The organism is Acinetobacter sp. CS-2 (assembly GCF_016599715.1).
In the GTDB taxonomy this organism is placed as follows: Bacteria; Pseudomonadota; Gammaproteobacteria; order Pseudomonadales; family Moraxellaceae; genus Acinetobacter.
In genome coordinates this window covers 245,809-262,433 of the sequence record NZ_CP067021.1, presented here as the reverse complement: position 1 = coordinate 262,433, position 16,625 = coordinate 245,809, and the positions used below count along the sequence as shown (strand labels likewise).

18 protein-coding genes and 2 pseudogenes are annotated in these 16,625 nt (G+C 43.3%); 16 read left to right on the top strand and 4 right to left on the bottom strand.

The window, feature by feature from the left end; translation table 11 throughout:
* Positions 1-15 precede the first annotated feature (15 nt).
* The 6 genes from JFY49_RS17605 to JFY49_RS17600 all read left to right on the top strand — a co-directional run bounded on the left by JFY49_RS17605 (position 16) and on the right by JFY49_RS17600 (position 5,678).
* Positions 16-1,932 carry a hypothetical protein gene (locus tag JFY49_RS17605; RefSeq protein ID WP_005006220.1) on the top strand — a complete coding sequence of 639 codons (1,917 nt, stop codon included), beginning with the start codon at positions 16-18 and terminating at the stop codon, positions 1,930-1,932.
* 118 nt (positions 1,933-2,050) lie between these two features.
* Positions 2,051-2,896: a hypothetical protein gene (locus JFY49_RS17360; protein WP_120364886.1), complete on the top strand. Its 846-nt coding sequence runs from the start codon at positions 2,051-2,053 to the stop codon at positions 2,894-2,896.
* 114 nt (positions 2,897-3,010) lie between these two features.
* Positions 3,011-3,583 carry a hypothetical protein gene (locus JFY49_RS17355; protein WP_046127922.1) on the top strand — a complete coding sequence of 191 codons (573 nt, stop codon included), beginning with the start codon at positions 3,011-3,013 and terminating at the stop codon, positions 3,581-3,583.
* Positions 3,584-3,591: 8 nt separating this feature from the next.
* On the top strand, positions 3,592-4,542 hold the full coding sequence (locus JFY49_RS17350) for a tyrosine-type recombinase/integrase (protein WP_227541429.1): 951 nt from the start codon (positions 3,592-3,594) through the stop codon (positions 4,540-4,542).
* Between the two features lie 75 nt (positions 4,543-4,617).
* Positions 4,618-4,995 (top strand): hypothetical protein, encoded by a 378-nt coding sequence (locus JFY49_RS17345; RefSeq protein ID WP_005006227.1) that lies wholly within the window; start codon positions 4,618-4,620, stop codon positions 4,993-4,995.
* A gap of 20 nt (positions 4,996-5,015) precedes the next feature.
* The gene (locus tag JFY49_RS17600) at positions 5,016-5,678 is read left to right on the top strand and encodes a hypothetical protein (protein ID WP_227553516.1); all 663 of its coding nucleotides are present in this window, start codon (positions 5,016-5,018) and stop codon (positions 5,676-5,678) included.
* A gap of 75 nt (positions 5,679-5,753) precedes the next feature.
* On the opposite strand, the gene JFY49_RS17335 is transcribed toward JFY49_RS17600, so the two are convergent.
* The gene (locus tag JFY49_RS17335) at positions 5,754-5,984 is read right to left on the bottom strand and encodes a hypothetical protein (RefSeq protein ID WP_227609669.1); all 231 of its coding nucleotides are present in this window, start codon (positions 5,982-5,984) and stop codon (positions 5,754-5,756) included.
* 78 nt (positions 5,985-6,062) lie between these two features.
* On the opposite strand from JFY49_RS17335, the gene JFY49_RS17330 reads away from it, so the two are divergent.
* The 4 genes from JFY49_RS17330 to JFY49_RS17315 all read left to right on the top strand — a co-directional run bounded on the left by JFY49_RS17330 (position 6,063) and on the right by JFY49_RS17315 (position 9,466).
* The gene (locus JFY49_RS17330; RefSeq protein WP_125318918.1) at positions 6,063-6,446 is read left to right on the top strand and encodes a transposase; all 384 of its coding nucleotides are present in this window, start codon (positions 6,063-6,065) and stop codon (positions 6,444-6,446) included.
* Complete coding sequence (tnpB, locus tag JFY49_RS17325) at positions 6,443-6,778, top strand: IS66 family insertion sequence element accessory protein TnpB (RefSeq protein WP_171430713.1); 336 nt, start codon at positions 6,443-6,445, stop codon at positions 6,776-6,778. Before JFY49_RS17330 ends, tnpB begins: the two co-directional genes overlap by 4 nt.
* A 74-nt stretch (positions 6,779-6,852) precedes the next feature.
* The gene (gene tnpC / locus JFY49_RS17320) at positions 6,853-8,499 is read left to right on the top strand and encodes an IS66 family transposase (protein WP_200224916.1); all 1,647 of its coding nucleotides are present in this window, start codon (positions 6,853-6,855) and stop codon (positions 8,497-8,499) included.
* A 433-nt stretch (positions 8,500-8,932) separates the two neighbouring features.
* Entirely contained in the window at positions 8,933-9,466 is a 534-nt protein-coding gene (locus JFY49_RS17315; protein ID WP_043041555.1) for a hypothetical protein, read from the top strand.
* A 38-nt stretch (positions 9,467-9,504) separates the two neighbouring features.
* Here the strand turns inward: JFY49_RS17315 and JFY49_RS17310 are convergent, their stop codons facing one another.
* On the bottom strand, positions 9,505-10,146 hold the full coding sequence (locus JFY49_RS17310; RefSeq protein ID WP_024160906.1) for an N-acetylmuramoyl-L-alanine amidase family protein: 642 nt from the start codon (positions 10,144-10,146) through the stop codon (positions 9,505-9,507).
* A gap of 371 nt (positions 10,147-10,517) precedes the next feature.
* Here JFY49_RS17310 and JFY49_RS17305 point away from each other — a divergent pair.
* Positions 10,518-10,745: pseudogene (locus JFY49_RS17305) on the top strand (IS3 family transposase); the annotation flags it as partial.
* Positions 10,746-10,750: 5 nt separating this feature from the next.
* Here the strand turns inward: JFY49_RS17305 and JFY49_RS17300 are convergent.
* Positions 10,751-11,910 (bottom strand): IS3 family transposase gene (locus JFY49_RS17300; RefSeq protein WP_087554624.1). Its coding sequence is split into 2 segments (ribosomal slippage): positions 10,751-11,676 and positions 11,676-11,910, totalling 1,161 coding nucleotides; the frame shifts between segments, so codons are not numbered across the junction.
* A gap of 73 nt (positions 11,911-11,983) precedes the next feature.
* Between JFY49_RS17300 and JFY49_RS17295 the strand changes: the two are divergent.
* The 3 genes and pseudogenes from JFY49_RS17295 to JFY49_RS17285 form a co-directional block, all read left to right on the top strand.
* Positions 11,984-12,903: pseudogene (locus JFY49_RS17295) on the top strand (IS3-like element ISAba14 family transposase); the annotation flags it as partial.
* Between the two features lie 132 nt (positions 12,904-13,035).
* Positions 13,036-13,896: an aminoglycoside N-acetyltransferase AAC(3)-IId gene (aac(3)-IId, locus tag JFY49_RS17290; protein WP_000557454.1), complete on the top strand. Its 861-nt coding sequence runs from the start codon at positions 13,036-13,038 to the stop codon at positions 13,894-13,896.
* Between the two features lie 12 nt (positions 13,897-13,908).
* On the top strand, positions 13,909-14,451 hold the full coding sequence (locus JFY49_RS17285) for an AAA family ATPase (RefSeq protein WP_000587837.1): 543 nt from the start codon (positions 13,909-13,911) through the stop codon (positions 14,449-14,451).
* A 481-nt stretch (positions 14,452-14,932) separates the two neighbouring features.
* Here the strand turns inward: JFY49_RS17285 and JFY49_RS17280 are convergent, their stop codons facing one another.
* Positions 14,933-15,124 carry a hypothetical protein gene (locus JFY49_RS17280; RefSeq protein ID WP_000951934.1) on the bottom strand — a complete coding sequence of 64 codons (192 nt, stop codon included), beginning with the start codon at positions 15,122-15,124 and terminating at the stop codon, positions 14,933-14,935.
* A 23-nt stretch (positions 15,125-15,147) separates the two neighbouring features.
* On the opposite strand from JFY49_RS17280, the gene JFY49_RS17275 reads away from it, so the two are divergent.
* Positions 15,148-15,375 (top strand): hypothetical protein, encoded by a 228-nt coding sequence (locus JFY49_RS17275; protein ID WP_000248278.1) that lies wholly within the window; start codon positions 15,148-15,150, stop codon positions 15,373-15,375.
* Between the two features lie 50 nt (positions 15,376-15,425).
* Positions 15,426-16,562 carry a DUF3883 domain-containing protein gene (locus JFY49_RS17270; RefSeq protein WP_000080860.1) on the top strand — a complete coding sequence of 379 codons (1,137 nt, stop codon included), beginning with the start codon at positions 15,426-15,428 and terminating at the stop codon, positions 16,560-16,562.
* Positions 16,563-16,625: the final 63 nt, after the last annotated feature.

The following is a 16,625-nucleotide window of genomic DNA, read 5'->3' as shown; positions in this document are numbered from 1 at the left end:
CATAAAGGTATATTTATGCTAAACCATAAAACCCAAGTTTGTTTTTTTAATAACCTGATTGGACGTTTTTATAAAAACCATTTGATCATAGATGTTAAAACTTTAAACCTAGATTTTATTTTAGATGTTATTGAATTTCCGACATCAATTGAAGGTTTAAAAAAAGCACCTAAAGTATCAAAAATTAAAATACCTTTTACGCAACTTGCTCAGGATCTTCAGCCACAAAATTACCTAGATTTAGTCCAATCTGATGCCAAAAATCTGTATCTGCAGATTGGGCAAGAAAGACGTTATATTCACGGCGAACAAACTAATTTTTCATATGCTACATCGGTGTTTCAGCAGATCGGTGATGATGAAGTGCTCCAGCTTGAGGCTTTGAACTATGCACTGAAGCTCCAAAGCATTACTAATGGTATTCAGCAACATACAACAGCGATTGAGACATATATCGAGCTAAAGCCTTTACGATATGCGTTTAGCTTAGATACGTTCATAAGTGCAACTGCAGATCTAGATCAACCTTTCGATACTCGTGAAGCGCTTTCTGGCCATATCGTTAACCATTGGGAAAAATGGGTTAAAGCAAACAATATCACCAGTGAAAGTTCTTATGATGCGGTGCTAATAAATACCGATAAATTAATACTGGTTCGAGTCGGTATTCACTCATTCTCAGTGAAGATTACAGACCTTGAAGTGGCTGACGGCGTTATCTATGCTTCTCTTTGTGATTTAGAGCTCTTACAGGTGCTTCTACCAACGTTCTTTGATGGTATACCTTGCCGTATTACTGCATATGCCGATATGAACATTCAATATGCTGTATCGCAATATAAGACTTGGCTATCAAGTCAAAACCTGAAGAAGATCCAGTACGTTCGCAAACAAGGTATTGAGAAGTACTTGCGTAAAAAATTAGAAGATGAAAGTGACTTAATCGGTAACGCGCAACTTGCCAAAACCCTAATGAATACCAGCTATACAGAACAAACAGTCTCATTTTTTTCTGACGCTTGGGGATTATCGTACGCAAACCATTTTGAGAAGAAAATTCGTCATGCTTTTGATCTGGTCATACAGGCTTTGGATCATGAAGGGATCTCATTAGAGCAGCTGCAGTTCATCAATAGCCTAACAAAAGGGGCAATTGAGAATGCTATTAACGAGATGCTGAACAAGACTGGTTCGCCGTTAAACGTGGTACCAACACTCACTCAAGAATTACTGTTAATTTGCGATGAATTCAATGCCAAAAAACTCAACATATCAAGTGAGCTCTTGGATGCAATCACTCAGTTTGCAGAACAATATGCAGTATCACCACTGTTGGCCATTAAGCGTGATAGCGCCGTGTATTTGCTGTATGAACCATTAGATGCCGATAATCAGCTAATTGATTATGAGTGGTTTTGTACTGCGGTATATACCAAAAATCAGTTTGTGCCTGAAGCCGATGAACAACATAAAACAAATGTAGCGGATCTTCTTAAATCGGTTGAAGTACTGCATGTATTCAAGCCGAATATCCTGTCGTGGACCAATGGCAAGGTATTTGAAACGCCAGAAGAAAAGAAAAATGCTTTTATGTTATGTCTCACACCTGAAGCATTTGAAAATCAAATAGAATTCTTACGCACTAAGAACGCAATACCAGGATATTTTAAAAACCTGATTACATCCTTAGGTGGTTTAAGTACAGTGGCCACGGAACAAGATAAATACGGTGTATTTTTGATTGAGTCGATCGCTAAAAATTCGACTGGTTTTGCATATCAAGGACAACTCTTTCCTATCGATCAAAATGCCCAAATTGACTTAGATCAATGCTCAAATTTAACGCTTAATTCTAAACTACTACCAAAAAACTACCTGACCTTTAAAAGACTAATGAGATTAAGCGATAGTTTAACGAATGGCGTTAAATAGGTTTAAGAAATATTATTATTTTTACTTTAAGTTTAAATAGTGGTTTTTTAAATGCACAAAAATAAAGTATTATACTTTCAAACATAAAACCCTTTTAAAGTTATACAGAGAATACTGAATGAAACTATTAAAAACTGCGATGGTGGGTATCCTTGGTACTGTAATAGCACATACTGCTTTTGCTTATGATGATGTACCAACCCCAAATCCAAACTTTAAAGAAGCTTACGTGGGGCTTTTAACGCCATCTAAAAACTTTAATGTTGTTGCTGGTGGCCTTACACCTGAAATCAGCGAATATAAACTGTCTGATAGCTATTTTGAGAACAATTCAAATCAACGATACAAAGCGACAGCTCACCTTTATCAACAGATGAATACTCGACAACGAGCGATGTATTTATTAGTTCAGCACACAGCTTACTTAAACGATATTTTCTACCCTCAACGTAACCCTTTAGTTAATCCAAACGTATCAGACGAACAATTGAATGTTGAACCAGCACTTAATAAACTGCAGTCCTTACGTACTGACAAAGATATTGTCGAAAATGTTGTAGATCGTGAAACTATGCTTCAGGTATTAAAAGCACATTACGATTATTATATGCGCGATCAATTTACAGTACGTTTTTACGGTAAAAACCAAAACACATTTACTTATGGAATTGATAACTATTCTGGTTTAAAAATACGTTCGGTGGAAGGAAACTTACGCATTGTTGATCGCAAAACAGGTACATTGTTAGGTGACTCAATGGTTAAGTTAAACCACTGGATACCAGCTACCCGTACCAAAGAGCGCCGCACTATTGATATACCGTCTTCCATGCCAGAATGGAAAGACGTTGAAATTAAAGATCTTGCAATTAAATTCCAACCAACTGCAATAACAACCATGCAAGGTAAACGCATTGATATTAATAAAATCTATGCGTACAACACTGAAAAATTCAATTTCTAATGCATTAAGCGGTCTATCTCGACCGCTATTTTTATGTTTTGGTACAATTATTAACCGTAGCCTAAGCAAAAGTTATAAGTTGCTTTTCCCACTAATCAAATTAAGGTTAAAACTATGAAAAAAGCTCTCCTATCAATTGCCACTGTAATCATGGTCGGGGGATGCTCAGAAGTGCCGAATGATATGTCGCATATCGATGTTTTTTCTTCCGATCGCTACCTATCAACTGCACATCAATTTAATAAGCTTGTTGATGATACGTTTAAGTATCCTTATTCAAAAATACCGTTTTTTCTAGTGACGAAAGGGTGGAGTGTTAGTGGTCCAAAAGAGCCAGTATCGCAAATTGTATATAGTTGCTTAACTTCTAATGAGGTGGAATTGGTGACAAAAATCAAGCCATTCATGCCCGAAGTGACCTACATCAAAACACCTGAAAACCAGGTGAAAAATTGCATCATTAAACATTCAAATGACTCAATTAATGCTGATGCGCTGAATGACCTTAAAGCGTTCCCTTTATTCCAAAAATATGCAGACAATCCATTTTTACGTAAGACCGTGGATGCTGCGAAAGCAGATGGCAAAATCTCAGTAAAAGAATATATGGATATTGTGCAGATTGTCATAAAATTAAGTGGAGCTGACAAACAGGTTCAGCTAGAGAAAACTATTCAAGAGCTTTAGGTATTCATATGTCGGAAAATCTATCCATGCATAGCATGTCGAATGAGGAATTGATTCAAGAATGGCTTGATAGCCTGAAGCTTGAAAATAAGTCCGACATGACGATTAATGAATACAAAAAGAGCTTACTTTTGATGTTAGAAATGCCTTTTTTTAAAGGTAAACATCTATTGGAACTAGACCGCGATTACATCACATCATTTCGGTTGCATCGAATCGATGTTGATATTGTTTCTGCAAGAACACTCAACAAAAATTTATCAGCTTTAAAAAACTTCCTGAACTATTGTCTGCGTAAGGAATATATACCTGAAAACTTCTTTTCTGACATTCGGGTTAAGTTCAAAAACCAAAGCTTACCGCGCCCGATCGCCGTGAATACGTTGAATGAGATACTTGATAACAAGACGCCATTAAATCCGAAATACAATAATCAAAAGTTAAGAGATCTAGCAGCTGCAGAAATTGCTTATTCTGGCGGTTTACGTATCTCTGAATTACATGCCATCAAACTAAGTGATATCAACCTCAGTGCTATGCAACTAAAGGTATTGGGTAAAGGAAATAATGAACGGATTGTTTTTTTAGGAAAAAAATCACTAGAGGCTATTTCTACTTGGCTTTTAGTTCGTAATCGTTGGATTTCAAAAGCTGGAGTAGAAGACTGCGGATATTTATTCATTGCACCATCTGGCAAACATATTGCGAAAAACCATTTAGGTGCATGCATTACAGCTCTGTTAAAGGCGCATGGTTCTGGAAATATTGGTAGTACTCATGCTTTGAGACATAGTTTTGCATCGCACTTGTATAACAAAACAAAAAATATTCGCGCCGTTCAGGAAATGCTAGGTCATAAATCACTATCTTCGACACAAGTATATATTCTTGTAGATCACGAAACGTTGATTAGTTCTTATAAAGATGCACATCCACGCGCTAGAGCGAACCAAGATTAATAATTTATTCGCTTCTTGTACTTCTAAAGATATATCGTAAACGATCGAAATAATTAACTTTTGATGGTGCCCGTAATGGCTAAGACTTTTGAACAAGTAAAAAAAGAATTTTTCAATACAAGGGTCATCACAAACAATCGACTACCTAAGCGTGGTGAAAGCCACAAAATTGCTGTGAAACTTGGTTTAATAGACCAAAAACAATCAACATATGTTAAAAAACAGAAACTTTCATATGTTGGCTTATCTGTAATTGAGTGTTTTGAAGAAGCTGGTTTAGATGATGTCTATATCAATGAAAAAATTGAAGAGTTTTCAGAGCTAAAAAACTATACTTCATTACATAAGGCATTAAGAATACTTGATGACGGCCACATGGCCCGTTTAGCAAAAAAATTAGAGGTTTCAGTCGATATGCTCAATGCGACATTGGCTGTGCTGAATAAAATATAAAAAACGGATTGAACCAACCCATGAATGCAAATGAGCTTTATGAAAAGTTACAGCAAATTGGTAAGCCACTGGTCCACGTAGAAAGCCTCGTATCTACAATGCAGTTGGAAATCCCTGTTGAGGAGATTGAAAAACACATTGAACTTTTCGGGGTTAATTTTTTACTGGTAGAAGTTGTTCGATATACCTTTGACGGTTTTCTATCTCCAGAGTACCAACACTATATAGACGAATTCATTGCAGAAAATGAACTGGATGAAGATGTCATTTTGAATATCAGAAATAAAACATCATCAGATATAGGCCTGGTTAATGTTGGCTTTAATCTAAATGGTTGCATCCTTGGCTTAACCCATACGGATGAATGGATGGAACATTTATTCCACTTGGTTAAGTTCATTACTGACAGTGAAAAACGCGAGAAAAGTAGGAACTTTTTGTCTGAACAAGACAAAATCAAGGAACAAAAAGTTTTAGAAAAACAAGCCAAAGAAAAAGAAAGGGAAGTGATGATTCAACAGGTAGAGGATCTCACCAATACCGATGATTTTAAATTATGCAAAACGAAGGGTGAAATATTGTTGTTTTGGGAAAAGAACATTCCTGACCTATACAAAACTCTATCCAGAACTTTTATGGAAACAATGTCTAAGAAATATATCTCTATATTGCGTGGCTCATGAAGTGATACGATATGAGGAAGAACAACGAGTAGTGCATAAATCAGCGTTCTTGAACAACGCAAACAACAATAAAAATTAGTACTCAGCATTCACCAAAGTTTTGTATTGAGAATATTTCGTCAAATTTACTGTGTCACGTACTTGGCCATATTGAATACTGCCTAGATCTGAGTAGGTAAGGTTTTTCTTTTGAGATACTGCAACCAATAATTCATAGTTATTTCTTTGATTGAGTTCAATTGCTGAAGCGATATTTTTGTCTTGGCTCACTTGAGAAGTAATGCTTTGGATCTCCTTTGTAAGCATCCGGCTAACACAGCCTTACCAAGCGATCCTATAAGCCTTAATTTAGTTCCCACCTAAAAACAAGTGGGGACTTAATCCATGAACATGGATATATATTCAGCAACACCTCCTGTTGCTAAAAAACGCAGAACATACAGCCAAGAATTCAAACTCAGTATTGTCAATGCCTGTAAAAATCCTAATACCTCGATCGCTTCGGTCGCACTGCAACATAGTATTAATGCCAACCTTGTCAGTCGTTGGATCAGGATCTTCAGCCATCATGAGGGTGCCGTGCAGGATCCTACTCATGTGAATCCAGCATTTATTGCTTTGCCTTACACTGCTGCAATCAGCCAACCTATTGATGAGAGGATCACGTTGTGTATCACCGTGCCTCATACGAATAATGATATTCAGCTAAAATGGCAGACATCAGAAATACCTGTCTTGGCAGAATTACTCAAGGCACTTGCAACATGATCCGCATTGATGAAATCTGGTTGTCTACTCAGCCCATGGACATGCGTGCAGGTATGGATACGACCATGGCTCAGGTGGTGAGAGCCTTTGGCTACATCAAACCGCATTGTGCTTACCTGTTCTGTAATAAACGTGGCCATCGCATAAAAGTGTTGGTACATGATGGACTGGGCATCTGGCTGTGTGCCCGGCGGCTGGAACAGGGAAAATTTCACTGGGCTCAAGTTCACCAAGGTGAAACCGTGGCCCTCAGCCCGGAACAGTTACAGGCACTGATCCAAGGTTTGCCCTGGCAGCGCATTGGACGACAGCAGGTGGTGACGATGCTTTAAACCAGGCTGTTCCATTCTGCTATTCTCCAAACGTTCTATTTCATTCTTCTCATGACCTCAGGCATACTGCGGTCATGAATACGCTGCCTGACTTAAGCCAACTGACCCATGAACAACTGCTGGAATTTACCCGGCAGTTGGCGATGCAGCATCAGTCTCTGGCACAATCAAATCAAGAATTAGAAAAATCAAACCAGCAATTAGATGCCAGAGTTCAACATCTTGAAGTCACCAATCAGCAATTAGATTCTAAAGTTCAACATCTTTCTATTCTCAATCAAAAATACGAGCATGAACTCGCACTATTTAAACAGCACAAATTCGGCAGTAAAAACGAACATCTCACTGCAAAACAAATCCACCTGTGGGATGAAGCGGTTGAAGAAGATATTGCCGCGGTTGATCTAGAACTGGAACGGCTAAATGCAGATAAAACCGATGCAGTGACACAGAAAGCCAAAACCAATAAACCTAAACGTCGACCACTGCCAGATCATCTACACACCATCCGTATTGAGCATGAACCTGCATCAACCCAATGCAGTTGTGGCTGCCAGTTACGTCGTATCGGCGAAGATATCAGTGAAAAACTGCATTTCAGACCGGCACAGTTCTATAAGGAACAGCATGTGCGTGGCAAATGGGTCTGTGATCAGTGCGACACCCTGACTCAGCAAGCGATGCCCGCCTATGTGATTGATAAAGGTATTGCCAGTCCTGAACTGCTCAGCCATGTGCTGGTATCGAAGTATGCCGATCATTTGCCGCTGTACCGTCAGCGCCTGATCTATCAGCGGGCTGGCATTGATCTGTCCAGATCCACGTTATCTGACTGGATTGGTCGCTGCGGTGTGGAACTGGAACCTCTGGCCAATGCCTTAAAACAGGTGGTGCTGCAACAGCGGGTGATCCATGCCGATGAAACGCCGGTCACCATCATGCGGATGGGTGAGAATGATAAAAAACCGAAGAAAGGTTATGTCTGGGCCTATGCCACTACACAGTACAATCCAGTTCAAGCCGTGATCTATGACTTTCAGGATAGTCGTTCAGGTCAGCATGCTGAAGCGTTCCTGAAAGACTGGCAGGGTTATCTAGTCTGTGATGATTACAGTGGTTATAAAGCACGCTTTAAATCAGGCGATGTCATTGAGGTGGGCTGCATGGCCCATGCACGTCGTAAATTCCATGAACTGCATGTAACTGGGAAAAGTCAGGTCGCTGAACAGGCCTTAGTGCTGATTCAGAAACTGTATGCGATAGAAGCAGAACTCAGGAAAAAGACCGATGGTACAGCGGAAGACCGCCGCGAATACCGACAACAGCATAGTCAACCAGTGATGCAACAACTATATGAATGGCTCAACCAACATCAACTGACGGTACCATCGAGTTCTCCAACCGCCAAGGCCATCAATTACACTCTGAAGCGTTGGCCAGCCTTAAGCCGCTATCTGGATGATGGCAATCTACCCATTGACAATAACTGGGCAGAGAACTCAATGCGTCCCTGGGCATTGGGCCGTAAGAACTGGTTGTTTGCAGGTTCGCTGCGCAGTGGTCAGCGAGCGGCAAACATCATGACTTTAATCCAGTCAGCAAAGCTGAATGGCTTGGATCCGTATGCCTATTTAAGTGATGTGCTGAAAAGGCTGCCGACACATAAAGTGACCCAGATTGAAGAGTTACTGCCACACTGCTGGAAACCTAAATCGAATTAAAAATTGGTATGGGATTCAGCGGACGCTTACTCTCCTTTCTATCTGAAGCAGATACATCCAATGTAGTTAAATAAAATCCGATCGATAGAAATATTGTGGCGGTTAAAGTGAATAGGGATGCACCAGTAAGATAAACGGCGCGTAGAGTTCTATACTTTGTATAAACCACAACTGAAGATATGCAGATTGCCAAACATAGCGCAAGAATAACGGCATGTTGGTCTAGATAATCTGAGAAAAGCATTGTAAAGCCTGAAGTACAAAAACATGTTATATCACTTAGCTACCAAGCCATTTGTAGTATTTGAGACTTATCGTATATATGAAATATAAATAGCAAACCTTTGGTATATACTGAATCGGTTTAAAGTGCTGAAACAATAGGCTTTAGAAATAAAATACTAGTCAAAATGTGAATAATCAGGGGGTACACATGGGGCAAGCTAAGCAAAGAGGTACAGCTCAAGAACGTGCTGAAAGTGCAATTCAAAGTACGATTGATGCAACCTTGGCAAAGATTAAGACCGTACTTGATGGATACTATCAAGACATGCCGAATAACTTCTCGCAAGCTGAAAATTACTTTACTGGATATGTCGCTGCATTTGATATTAAAGATGGGATGGAACTTGAAGGTAAAGAGTCTGAATGGGCTTATGATGGTTTACCTACGCCTACCGCTTTACTCAAACTCGTTGAAACTGAGTTAAACGAAGTGATACGTGAAGATAAAGAGTTTTTGGATGACTTTGATCCTGAAATGTATATTGAAGAACTAGGCGAAAACTTGATGTTCTTCCGCTATATAGGTGCTTCTAGTTTCGATACGCCAGATGATGTTTTGCATAATATTCAAACAGTGTCATTTTGGGCGCCACACTTGGTCATGATTAATGGCGTATGGCATAACACTTATGATGCTGGTGCGGTCAATGATGATGGTGAAACGGTCGGCATAAGATTCTAATTCTAGAGGGGTGCATATTGATTACTGCAGCATGCACCTTATTGGTTTAAACATTGCTGTATCGACTGAGCAATATTTTCAGATATTTTCCAGATTACTTTCTGATTAGATAAGCGATTTGCTTCTTCAGGATTGGCAATCACGCCGATCTCAATTAAAACCGCCGGCTTTTGTGATTTCTTCAGGACCACTAGATTGTCATATTGATATACGCCATTTGAGGTCAAAAGCTTTTTGTTTTCACCTGGTATATTCATGCCATGGTAAGTAGAAGGGCTTTCACCAATTGATTTTAGGTTCTGGCCAATGAGATTGGCGCATTTCAAACTTTTTCCGTATTCTGGATTTTTCTTTGATACAAAAATTGAAAAACCTTTGAGTTGATTCTTGTACTTGGTCAGCTCAGTAGGTATTGAGTCGTGGTGCACCGAAATAAAAAGATTAGCATTAGGGTATCTGGTCGCACGTTGAACCAGTGAGACTTTATCTTCATTCACTGAAGATCTGAGCACTTGGACATGACGCGATTTAAGAAAGTATTCAATAGAATTGACCATGCTAAGGTTGTAAGTGTATTCAGGATAGCCGTTAGCTGCAGTAGATCCAGCTTGTTTTGGTGAATGGCCAACATCAAGTACTACTGAATTTTCAGCAAAGATAGATTGTGTAATGATTGACATTGCTAATATCGATATACATTTTAGCTTTAGCACAATTAAAACCCTTTAAGCTATTATTATGGTTTTAAGTATATTTAATTTAAAAAAAATTAAAAGGTTTAAAAGGTTTTGTTAAAATGGTTTTAAGATGGTTTTAAGATGGTTTTAAAGTACTTATCATGAGAGCTCTAAATACAATTTTGGATATAAAATTTATACATCGACTGTTCACTCAGTTTGTAGAACATCACCCACGACCATTGAGTGTTCACTTCCTGAAAGGCACCTATATAGATGAATTAGAGGGTTATAAGTCAGAGATGGATCCGTAAATTTGAACAACTCCTATAAGTGATATTCTGCTCCTCAAATGATGTTATAAACATCAATATATGGAGTATTTTATGGCACGTAGACCAAGAAGAAATCATTCAAATGATTTTAAAGCTAAGGTAGCACTTGCTGCGATTAAAGCAGAAAAAACACTTGCTGAATTGAGTGCTGAGTTTGATGTTCATCAAAACCAAATTATTGACTGGAAAAATCAATTGATCTCAGCTTCCTCGCAAGCTTTCGATCAATCAAAAGCTCCAACAGAACCACCCATCGATCTAAAAAAATGATCCTAGACAGTATCGTGGACAACAAATCCCTCTAAATTCTTAAAATATTTCTGTTCAAAGGCTTCTGGGCTTAACCAGCCGTTTGCGGAATGCCTTCTGACCCGATTGTAATAAATCTCAATATAGTCAAACAAGACTGTATTCGCTTCTTTTCGAGTGGCAAACACACTGCCATGGACCACATGACCTTTCAATGTATGAAAGAAGCTTTCGGTCACTGCATTATCCCAACAGTTTCCCCTGCGTGACATACTTTGAACGCAGTTATTCGTCAATAATAGCGCCCTAAAATCACGACTACAGTACTGTGAGCCTTGGTCCGAATGCACCATGACACCCATTGGATACCCCTGACGAGCCATTGCATAATGAAACGCATCACACACCAATTGACGGTCTATTCGATGGCTGGTTTGCCAACCGACAATACGACGGCTGAATAGATCCAGCATCACACACAAATACAGCCAACCTTGCTTAGTACGGATATAGGTAATATCCGTTGTCCAGATCTTATTGGGTTCATTGACCGTAAATTGACGATCCAACAAGTTAGGCGCTGTAGGCAAACGATGGTTTGAATCAGTCGTATACTTGTATTTACGTGCAATCCTGCTACGTAAACCAAGCTTTTTAAGCATTCTTCCAACGGTTCGTTCGCTCATGCTGTAACCTAAATCATGCATGTCATGTACCAATGAAGGTGCACCCAATCGTGCATGATGCTGCCAATATACGGCTTTTAAATCATTATATTTCTGCGCTGGATTGGCCTGGCGTTTTCGCCAGGCATAATAGCCTGAAGTGCTGACACCCAGGCATTGACAGGCAGAAGATACAGTGACTTCATTCACATCCAGATCTTGAATTACCGTGTACTTTTCTTGGCATGATCTGTCAGAAAGTACACATGCGCTTTTTTTAAGATGTCATTGGCTTCCCTGAGCTGTTTGACTTCTTTCTCTAATTCTAAGATCCGCTGTTGTTCTGGTGAAAGTTGACGTTTGCTTGAACCTACTGGATTGGCTTCACGAATCCATTTGTCTAAAGTTGAATAACCCACACCTAATTTCTGGGCGATTGCAGCTATAGGTTCGTGGGAGTTTGAAAGTGCATAATCAATCGCTTGCTGTTTAAATTCAGGACTAAAACGTTTAGCCATTTCTTGAATCTCCAAAGATTAAAGTTACGTTATCTTTAGAAGGACGTGCTGTCCATTATTTTGGCTAGGATCAAAACTACATGCAAAAATCGGTGAGCAGGCATTAGAAATTGATTTTTTAGAAGGTGTGTTGAAGAAACTGGGCCGCTTCAACCACAAAAGTTAATCGACGACTCACTTCAGATTTCAGTATCTAAGCAAGCTAAGCTGCTGAAAGTCTCCCGTGGTTGTTATTACTATCGCCCAAAACCTGTGAGTGCATCAGATCTGAAGCTGATGCGATGTATTGATGAATTACATATGCAATATCCTTTTGCAGGCAGTCGTATGATGCGTGATTTGTTGAATCGTCAAGGACATCATATAGGACGACGTCATACACGTACTTTAATGAAGAAAATGGGTATTCAGGCGTTATATTGCAAACCAAATTTAAGCCAGGCTAATCAAGCTCACCGTAAATATCCATATCTGCTCAAAGGGTTGGCTATTCAGCGCAGTAATCAAGTGTGGTCTACGGATATAACGTATATCCCTATGGCAAAAGGCTTTGTTTATTTATGTGCTGTGATTGATTGGCATAGCCGCAAGGTACTTGCGCATAGGGTATCGATTAGTATGGAGGTGGATTTTTGTATTTCGGCTTTAAATGAAGCGATTGAAAAATATGGTCGACCTGAAATATTTAATACAGACCAAGGCAGCCAGTTTACCAGTGATGCATTTATTGATGTATTGAAATCAAATGGCATTCAAATCAGTATGGATGGTAAAGGTCGATGGGTAGATAATGTGATGGTTGAACGATTATGGCGGAGCGTTAAATATGAAGAGGTGTATCTCAAAGCTTATAGCAGTGTCACAGATGCGAAAAAGCAATTAAGTGCATATTTTGAGTTTTATAATTTGAAACGACCTCATTCGAGTCTAGACAAAATGACACCAAATGAGTTTTACTATGATCAGCTACCCCAACAAAACAAGGTGGCTTAACTAGAGCGGAATATCACTTATAAATACGCTTTTAGTTGTTCAAACAAGTGGGACCACCTCTATATCTCGATAGGTATAGTAGAGTGATATCTCGATAGGTATAGTGTTTTGCAGTTTAGAGGAGATATCGCGATGCATACGCGGAAGGCAATAACGGAGGCGCTTCAAAAACTCGGAGTCCAAACCGGTGACCTCTTGATGGTGCATGCCTCACTTAAAGCGATTGGTCCGGTCGAAGGAGGAGCGGAGACGGTCGTTGCCGCGTTACGCTCCGCGGTTGGGCCGACTGGCACTGTGATGGGATACGCGTCGTGGGACCGATCACCCTACGAGGAGACTCTGAATGGCGCTCGGCTGGATGACGAAGCCCGCCGTACCTGGCTGCCGTTCGATCCCGCAACAGCCGGGACTTACCGTGGGTTCGGCCTGCTGAATCAATTTCTGGTTCAAGCCCCCGGCGCGCGGCGCAGCGCGCACCCCGATGCATCGATGGTCGCGGTTGGTCCGCTGGCTGAAACGCTGACGGAGCCTCACGAACTCGGTCACGCCTTGGGGGAAGGATCGCCCGTCGAGCGGTTCGTTCGCCTTGGCGGGAAGGCCCTGCTGTTGGGTGCGCCGCTAAACTCCGTTACCGCATTGCACTACGCCGAGGCGGTTGCCGATATCCCCAACAAACGGTGGGTGACGTATGAGATGCCGATGCTTGGAAGAGACGGTGAAGTCGCCTGGAAAACGGCATCGGATTACGATTCAAACGGCATTCTCGATTGCTTTGCTATCGAAGGAAAGCCGGATGCGGTTGAAACTATAGCAAATGCTTACGTGAAGCTCGGTCGCCATCGAGAAGGTGTCGTGGGCTTTGCTCAGTGCTACCTGTTCGACGCGCAGGACATCGTGACGTTCGGCGTCACCTATCTTGAGAAGCATTTCGGAACCACTCCGATCGTGCCTCCGCACGAGGCCGTCGAGCGCTCTTGCGAGCCTTCAGGTTAGAGGCCGTCGACAATGATAATCTGGATCAACGGACCTTTCGGCGCCGGAAAGACGACGCTCGCTAAGCGGCTGCGCGATCGGCGTTCCAAATCGCTGATCTTTGACCCCGAGGAAATCGGGTTCGTGGTGAAAGAAACGGTCCCCATGCCAGCGAGCGGAGACTATCAGGATCTCCCCTTGTGGAGGGGACTTACGATCGCGGCGGTCAGGGAGATTCGAAGGAATTACTCGCAGGACATCATCATCCCAATGACGCTCGTGCACCCGGACTATCTGACTGAGATACTCGACGGGGTAAGGCGGATCGACGATCAGCTGCTGCACATCTTTCTGACGCTCAACGAGGACCTATTGCGTCACCGGATCGCGAACCAGACCATGCATCCTGACCCGAATCGAAATGCGGAGATTCGAGAGTGGCGATTAGCGAATGTCGCCCGATGCTTGGCCGCAAGGGAACGGCTTCCATGCACAACCCGTGTTCTCGATAGTGGTGCACACACCAGCGATGAACTCGCAGCGATGGTGCTCGACGGAATCGATGGGCGCACCTGATCGCCTTCGACGCCTGCGCAAAGCGTAGCGCGAGGGTGGCGGGCTCACGACCAAACGCCCAGAGGTCGATCATCGCAGGGATGTTTGGCTTTGTGGTGCGGACGACGGGACTCGAACCCGTACTCTCACAGAGAAGCAGATTTTCGTACCACCTCGACTTTCGCCGCCGTCTGATGACGTTCGTGGTCTGGACTGTCCCTTCGCCATTGCCCGAAGGCTTTAGGCGCCGCCCGTCCAGTCTCTACACCTTCCCCCGAAGGGGCTTGGCTCGGGATTGGCTTAGGGTATTGCCCGTTAGCGTTCCCCGACTTTGAGCGGTTCTACTCCGCGGATTTCCCCGCGGGCACTCCAATTTTAAAGTCTGCTGCGTCTACCGATTTCGCCACGTCCGCCTTTTTTCGCCGTTCCTAGCGCTCGTGCGATGCACCTATGTTGCACCTAGCGCCGAATCGTTCTTCGTCATCCTGAAAAACCACGTCTCCTAAAGCCTTGCATAGCTTATCTTTTCTCCACCACGAACTTTTTTGTGGGATGGTAGAAAAAAAGACTTTTTAAGTCCGCTGGCTTGCCAGGCCTTGTTAGCTTGTACGGTCATGGTTATCGGGTAAAGAATATTGACGGCATCGCTGGTGTCGGTGGCTGAAAAGCCGGCTCCCATCAGGGCAATAGCCATTTCAGATGCAGGCGTACAGGGCAATGGTCAACAGCTACAGCCTGTCTGACGATTCCGGCGTCATGGCTGCGGCGGCTATCACGCATTTTTTGTTCGGTCAGGCGGTGTTTTCGTACCTCAATGGTTGGAGCGTGTTGATCGGACCTGGTACAGGTTTGGACAGCACGGGCTGCAAATACGCAAGGGATTTAATGGGCCTGGTGGCGTTCACGGCTTTTATCGTGACGTTTCTGTTCAGGGGCTACTCATAATCTCGTGGCTCGGCGGTTCCCGGCACACCATGACAGTAAGGAAGGACCCTGTGTCTCAACTCTCCCAGCTTCGAAGCCCCGCCGCCGTGCAGGCTGCCATCGATGAGTTCGTGCAACTGGGCCGCACGAAATTCCTGGCGCGCCACGGCTACGGCAAGTCCCGCGACTTCCTGGTACGTGATCCGAAGACCGGCACCGATTGCGATTCCAAGGCCATCGCCGGTGTGGCCTTCGGCAAGCAATTTCCCGAGCAGGGCCCGCTCACTGCTGACAGCTTCTCCGGTGGCGAGGCGACCGTCGTTCCGGCGCTGACGCGGCTCGGGTTTCGCATCATTCGCATCGGCGAAGACTGGTCCGAAGAAGAGGTCCTGGCCACGGTCGAAGACTATTTCGACATGCTGCGTGCCGAGGCGGCTGGGGAGCCGTACAACAAGTCCGAGCACAACCAGGCACTGCGCCAACTGCTGAACGGTCGCAGCAAGTCTTCAGTCGAGCTCAAGCACCAGAACATTAGCGCCGTACTCGATGCCCTGGGCCTGCCCTATATCAACGGCTACAAGCCACGCGGCAACAGCCAACTGCTGCTGCGTAAATCCGTACACGCCTACGTTCTGGAACATCAGCAGACGGTCGGCGCTCTTGTCGATGCCCTGGAGGAGGTAAAACTTCCGGGTGACAAAACCTACCGAGCGGCTTTGGTAGAACCACCCGCCCGTGAAGTGCTTGTGCGTACCCCGGCATCTCTACGGCAACGCCTACCGCGAAAGTTCGATTATGCCGCTCGCGATGAAGCCAACCGCAAGCTGGGCCGGGCAGGGGAGCAGTGGGTGATTGGCTACGAACAGCAACGCCTGACCGAGCTCGGCCACCCAGAGCTTTTTCAGCGGCTGGATTGGGTGTCCGACACCCAGGGAGACGGTGCGGGGTTCGACATCCTGTCGTTCGAAGAGGACGCCCATGAGCGCTTCATCGAGGTGAAAACCACCAATGGCGGGGTAGGCTCGTCTTTCTTGGTCAGCCACAACGAACTCGAATTCTCCAAGGAGGCGGGCGATCAATTCCATCTGTATCGCGTGTTCCAGTTTCGGGACGGTCCGCGCCTGTTCACGCTACCCGGCGACCTCAGCCAACATGTGCATCTCAAGCCGACGGACTACCGGGCGAGTTTCCGGAGTTTGGTGGGGTAAAGGCAGGGTTCTGTTGAGCCGAATGGCTGTGTGCGGCCGATTCTGTTGAAAAAGTAGCGGCCT

Bases quoted from the DNA above. Each gene is read 5' to 3' on its own strand.
- JFY49_RS17605 (WP_005006220.1), top strand. From the start codon at position 16: ATGCTAAACCATAAAACCCAAGTTTGTTTTTTTAATAACCTGATTGGA.
- JFY49_RS17360 (WP_120364886.1), top strand. From the start codon at position 2,051: ATGAAACTATTAAAAACTGCGATGGTGGGTATCCTTGGTACTGTAATA.
- JFY49_RS17355 (WP_046127922.1), top strand. From the start codon at position 3,011: ATGAAAAAAGCTCTCCTATCAATTGCCACTGTAATCATGGTCGGGGGA.
- JFY49_RS17350 (WP_227541429.1), top strand. From the start codon at position 3,592: ATGTCGGAAAATCTATCCATGCATAGCATGTCGAATGAGGAATTGATT.
- JFY49_RS17345 (WP_005006227.1), top strand. From the start codon at position 4,618: ATGGCTAAGACTTTTGAACAAGTAAAAAAAGAATTTTTCAATACAAGG.
- JFY49_RS17600 (WP_227553516.1), top strand. From the start codon at position 5,016: ATGAATGCAAATGAGCTTTATGAAAAGTTACAGCAAATTGGTAAGCCA.
- JFY49_RS17335 (WP_227609669.1), bottom strand. From the start codon at position 5,984: ATGCTTACAAAGGAGATCCAAAGCATTACTTCTCAAGTGAGCCAAGAC.
- JFY49_RS17330 (WP_125318918.1), top strand. From the start codon at position 6,063: ATGAACATGGATATATATTCAGCAACACCTCCTGTTGCTAAAAAACGC.
- tnpB (WP_171430713.1), top strand. From the start codon at position 6,443: ATGATCCGCATTGATGAAATCTGGTTGTCTACTCAGCCCATGGACATG.
- tnpC (WP_200224916.1), top strand. From the start codon at position 6,853: ATGAATACGCTGCCTGACTTAAGCCAACTGACCCATGAACAACTGCTG.
- JFY49_RS17315 (WP_043041555.1), top strand. From the start codon at position 8,933: ATGGGGCAAGCTAAGCAAAGAGGTACAGCTCAAGAACGTGCTGAAAGT.
- JFY49_RS17310 (WP_024160906.1), bottom strand. From the start codon at position 10,146: ATGTCAATCATTACACAATCTATCTTTGCTGAAAATTCAGTAGTACTT.
- JFY49_RS17285 (WP_000587837.1), top strand. From the start codon at position 13,909: ATGATAATCTGGATCAACGGACCTTTCGGCGCCGGAAAGACGACGCTC.
- JFY49_RS17280 (WP_000951934.1), bottom strand. From the start codon at position 15,124: ATGGCTATTGCCCTGATGGGAGCCGGCTTTTCAGCCACCGACACCAGC.
- JFY49_RS17275 (WP_000248278.1), top strand. From the start codon at position 15,148: ATGGTCAACAGCTACAGCCTGTCTGACGATTCCGGCGTCATGGCTGCG.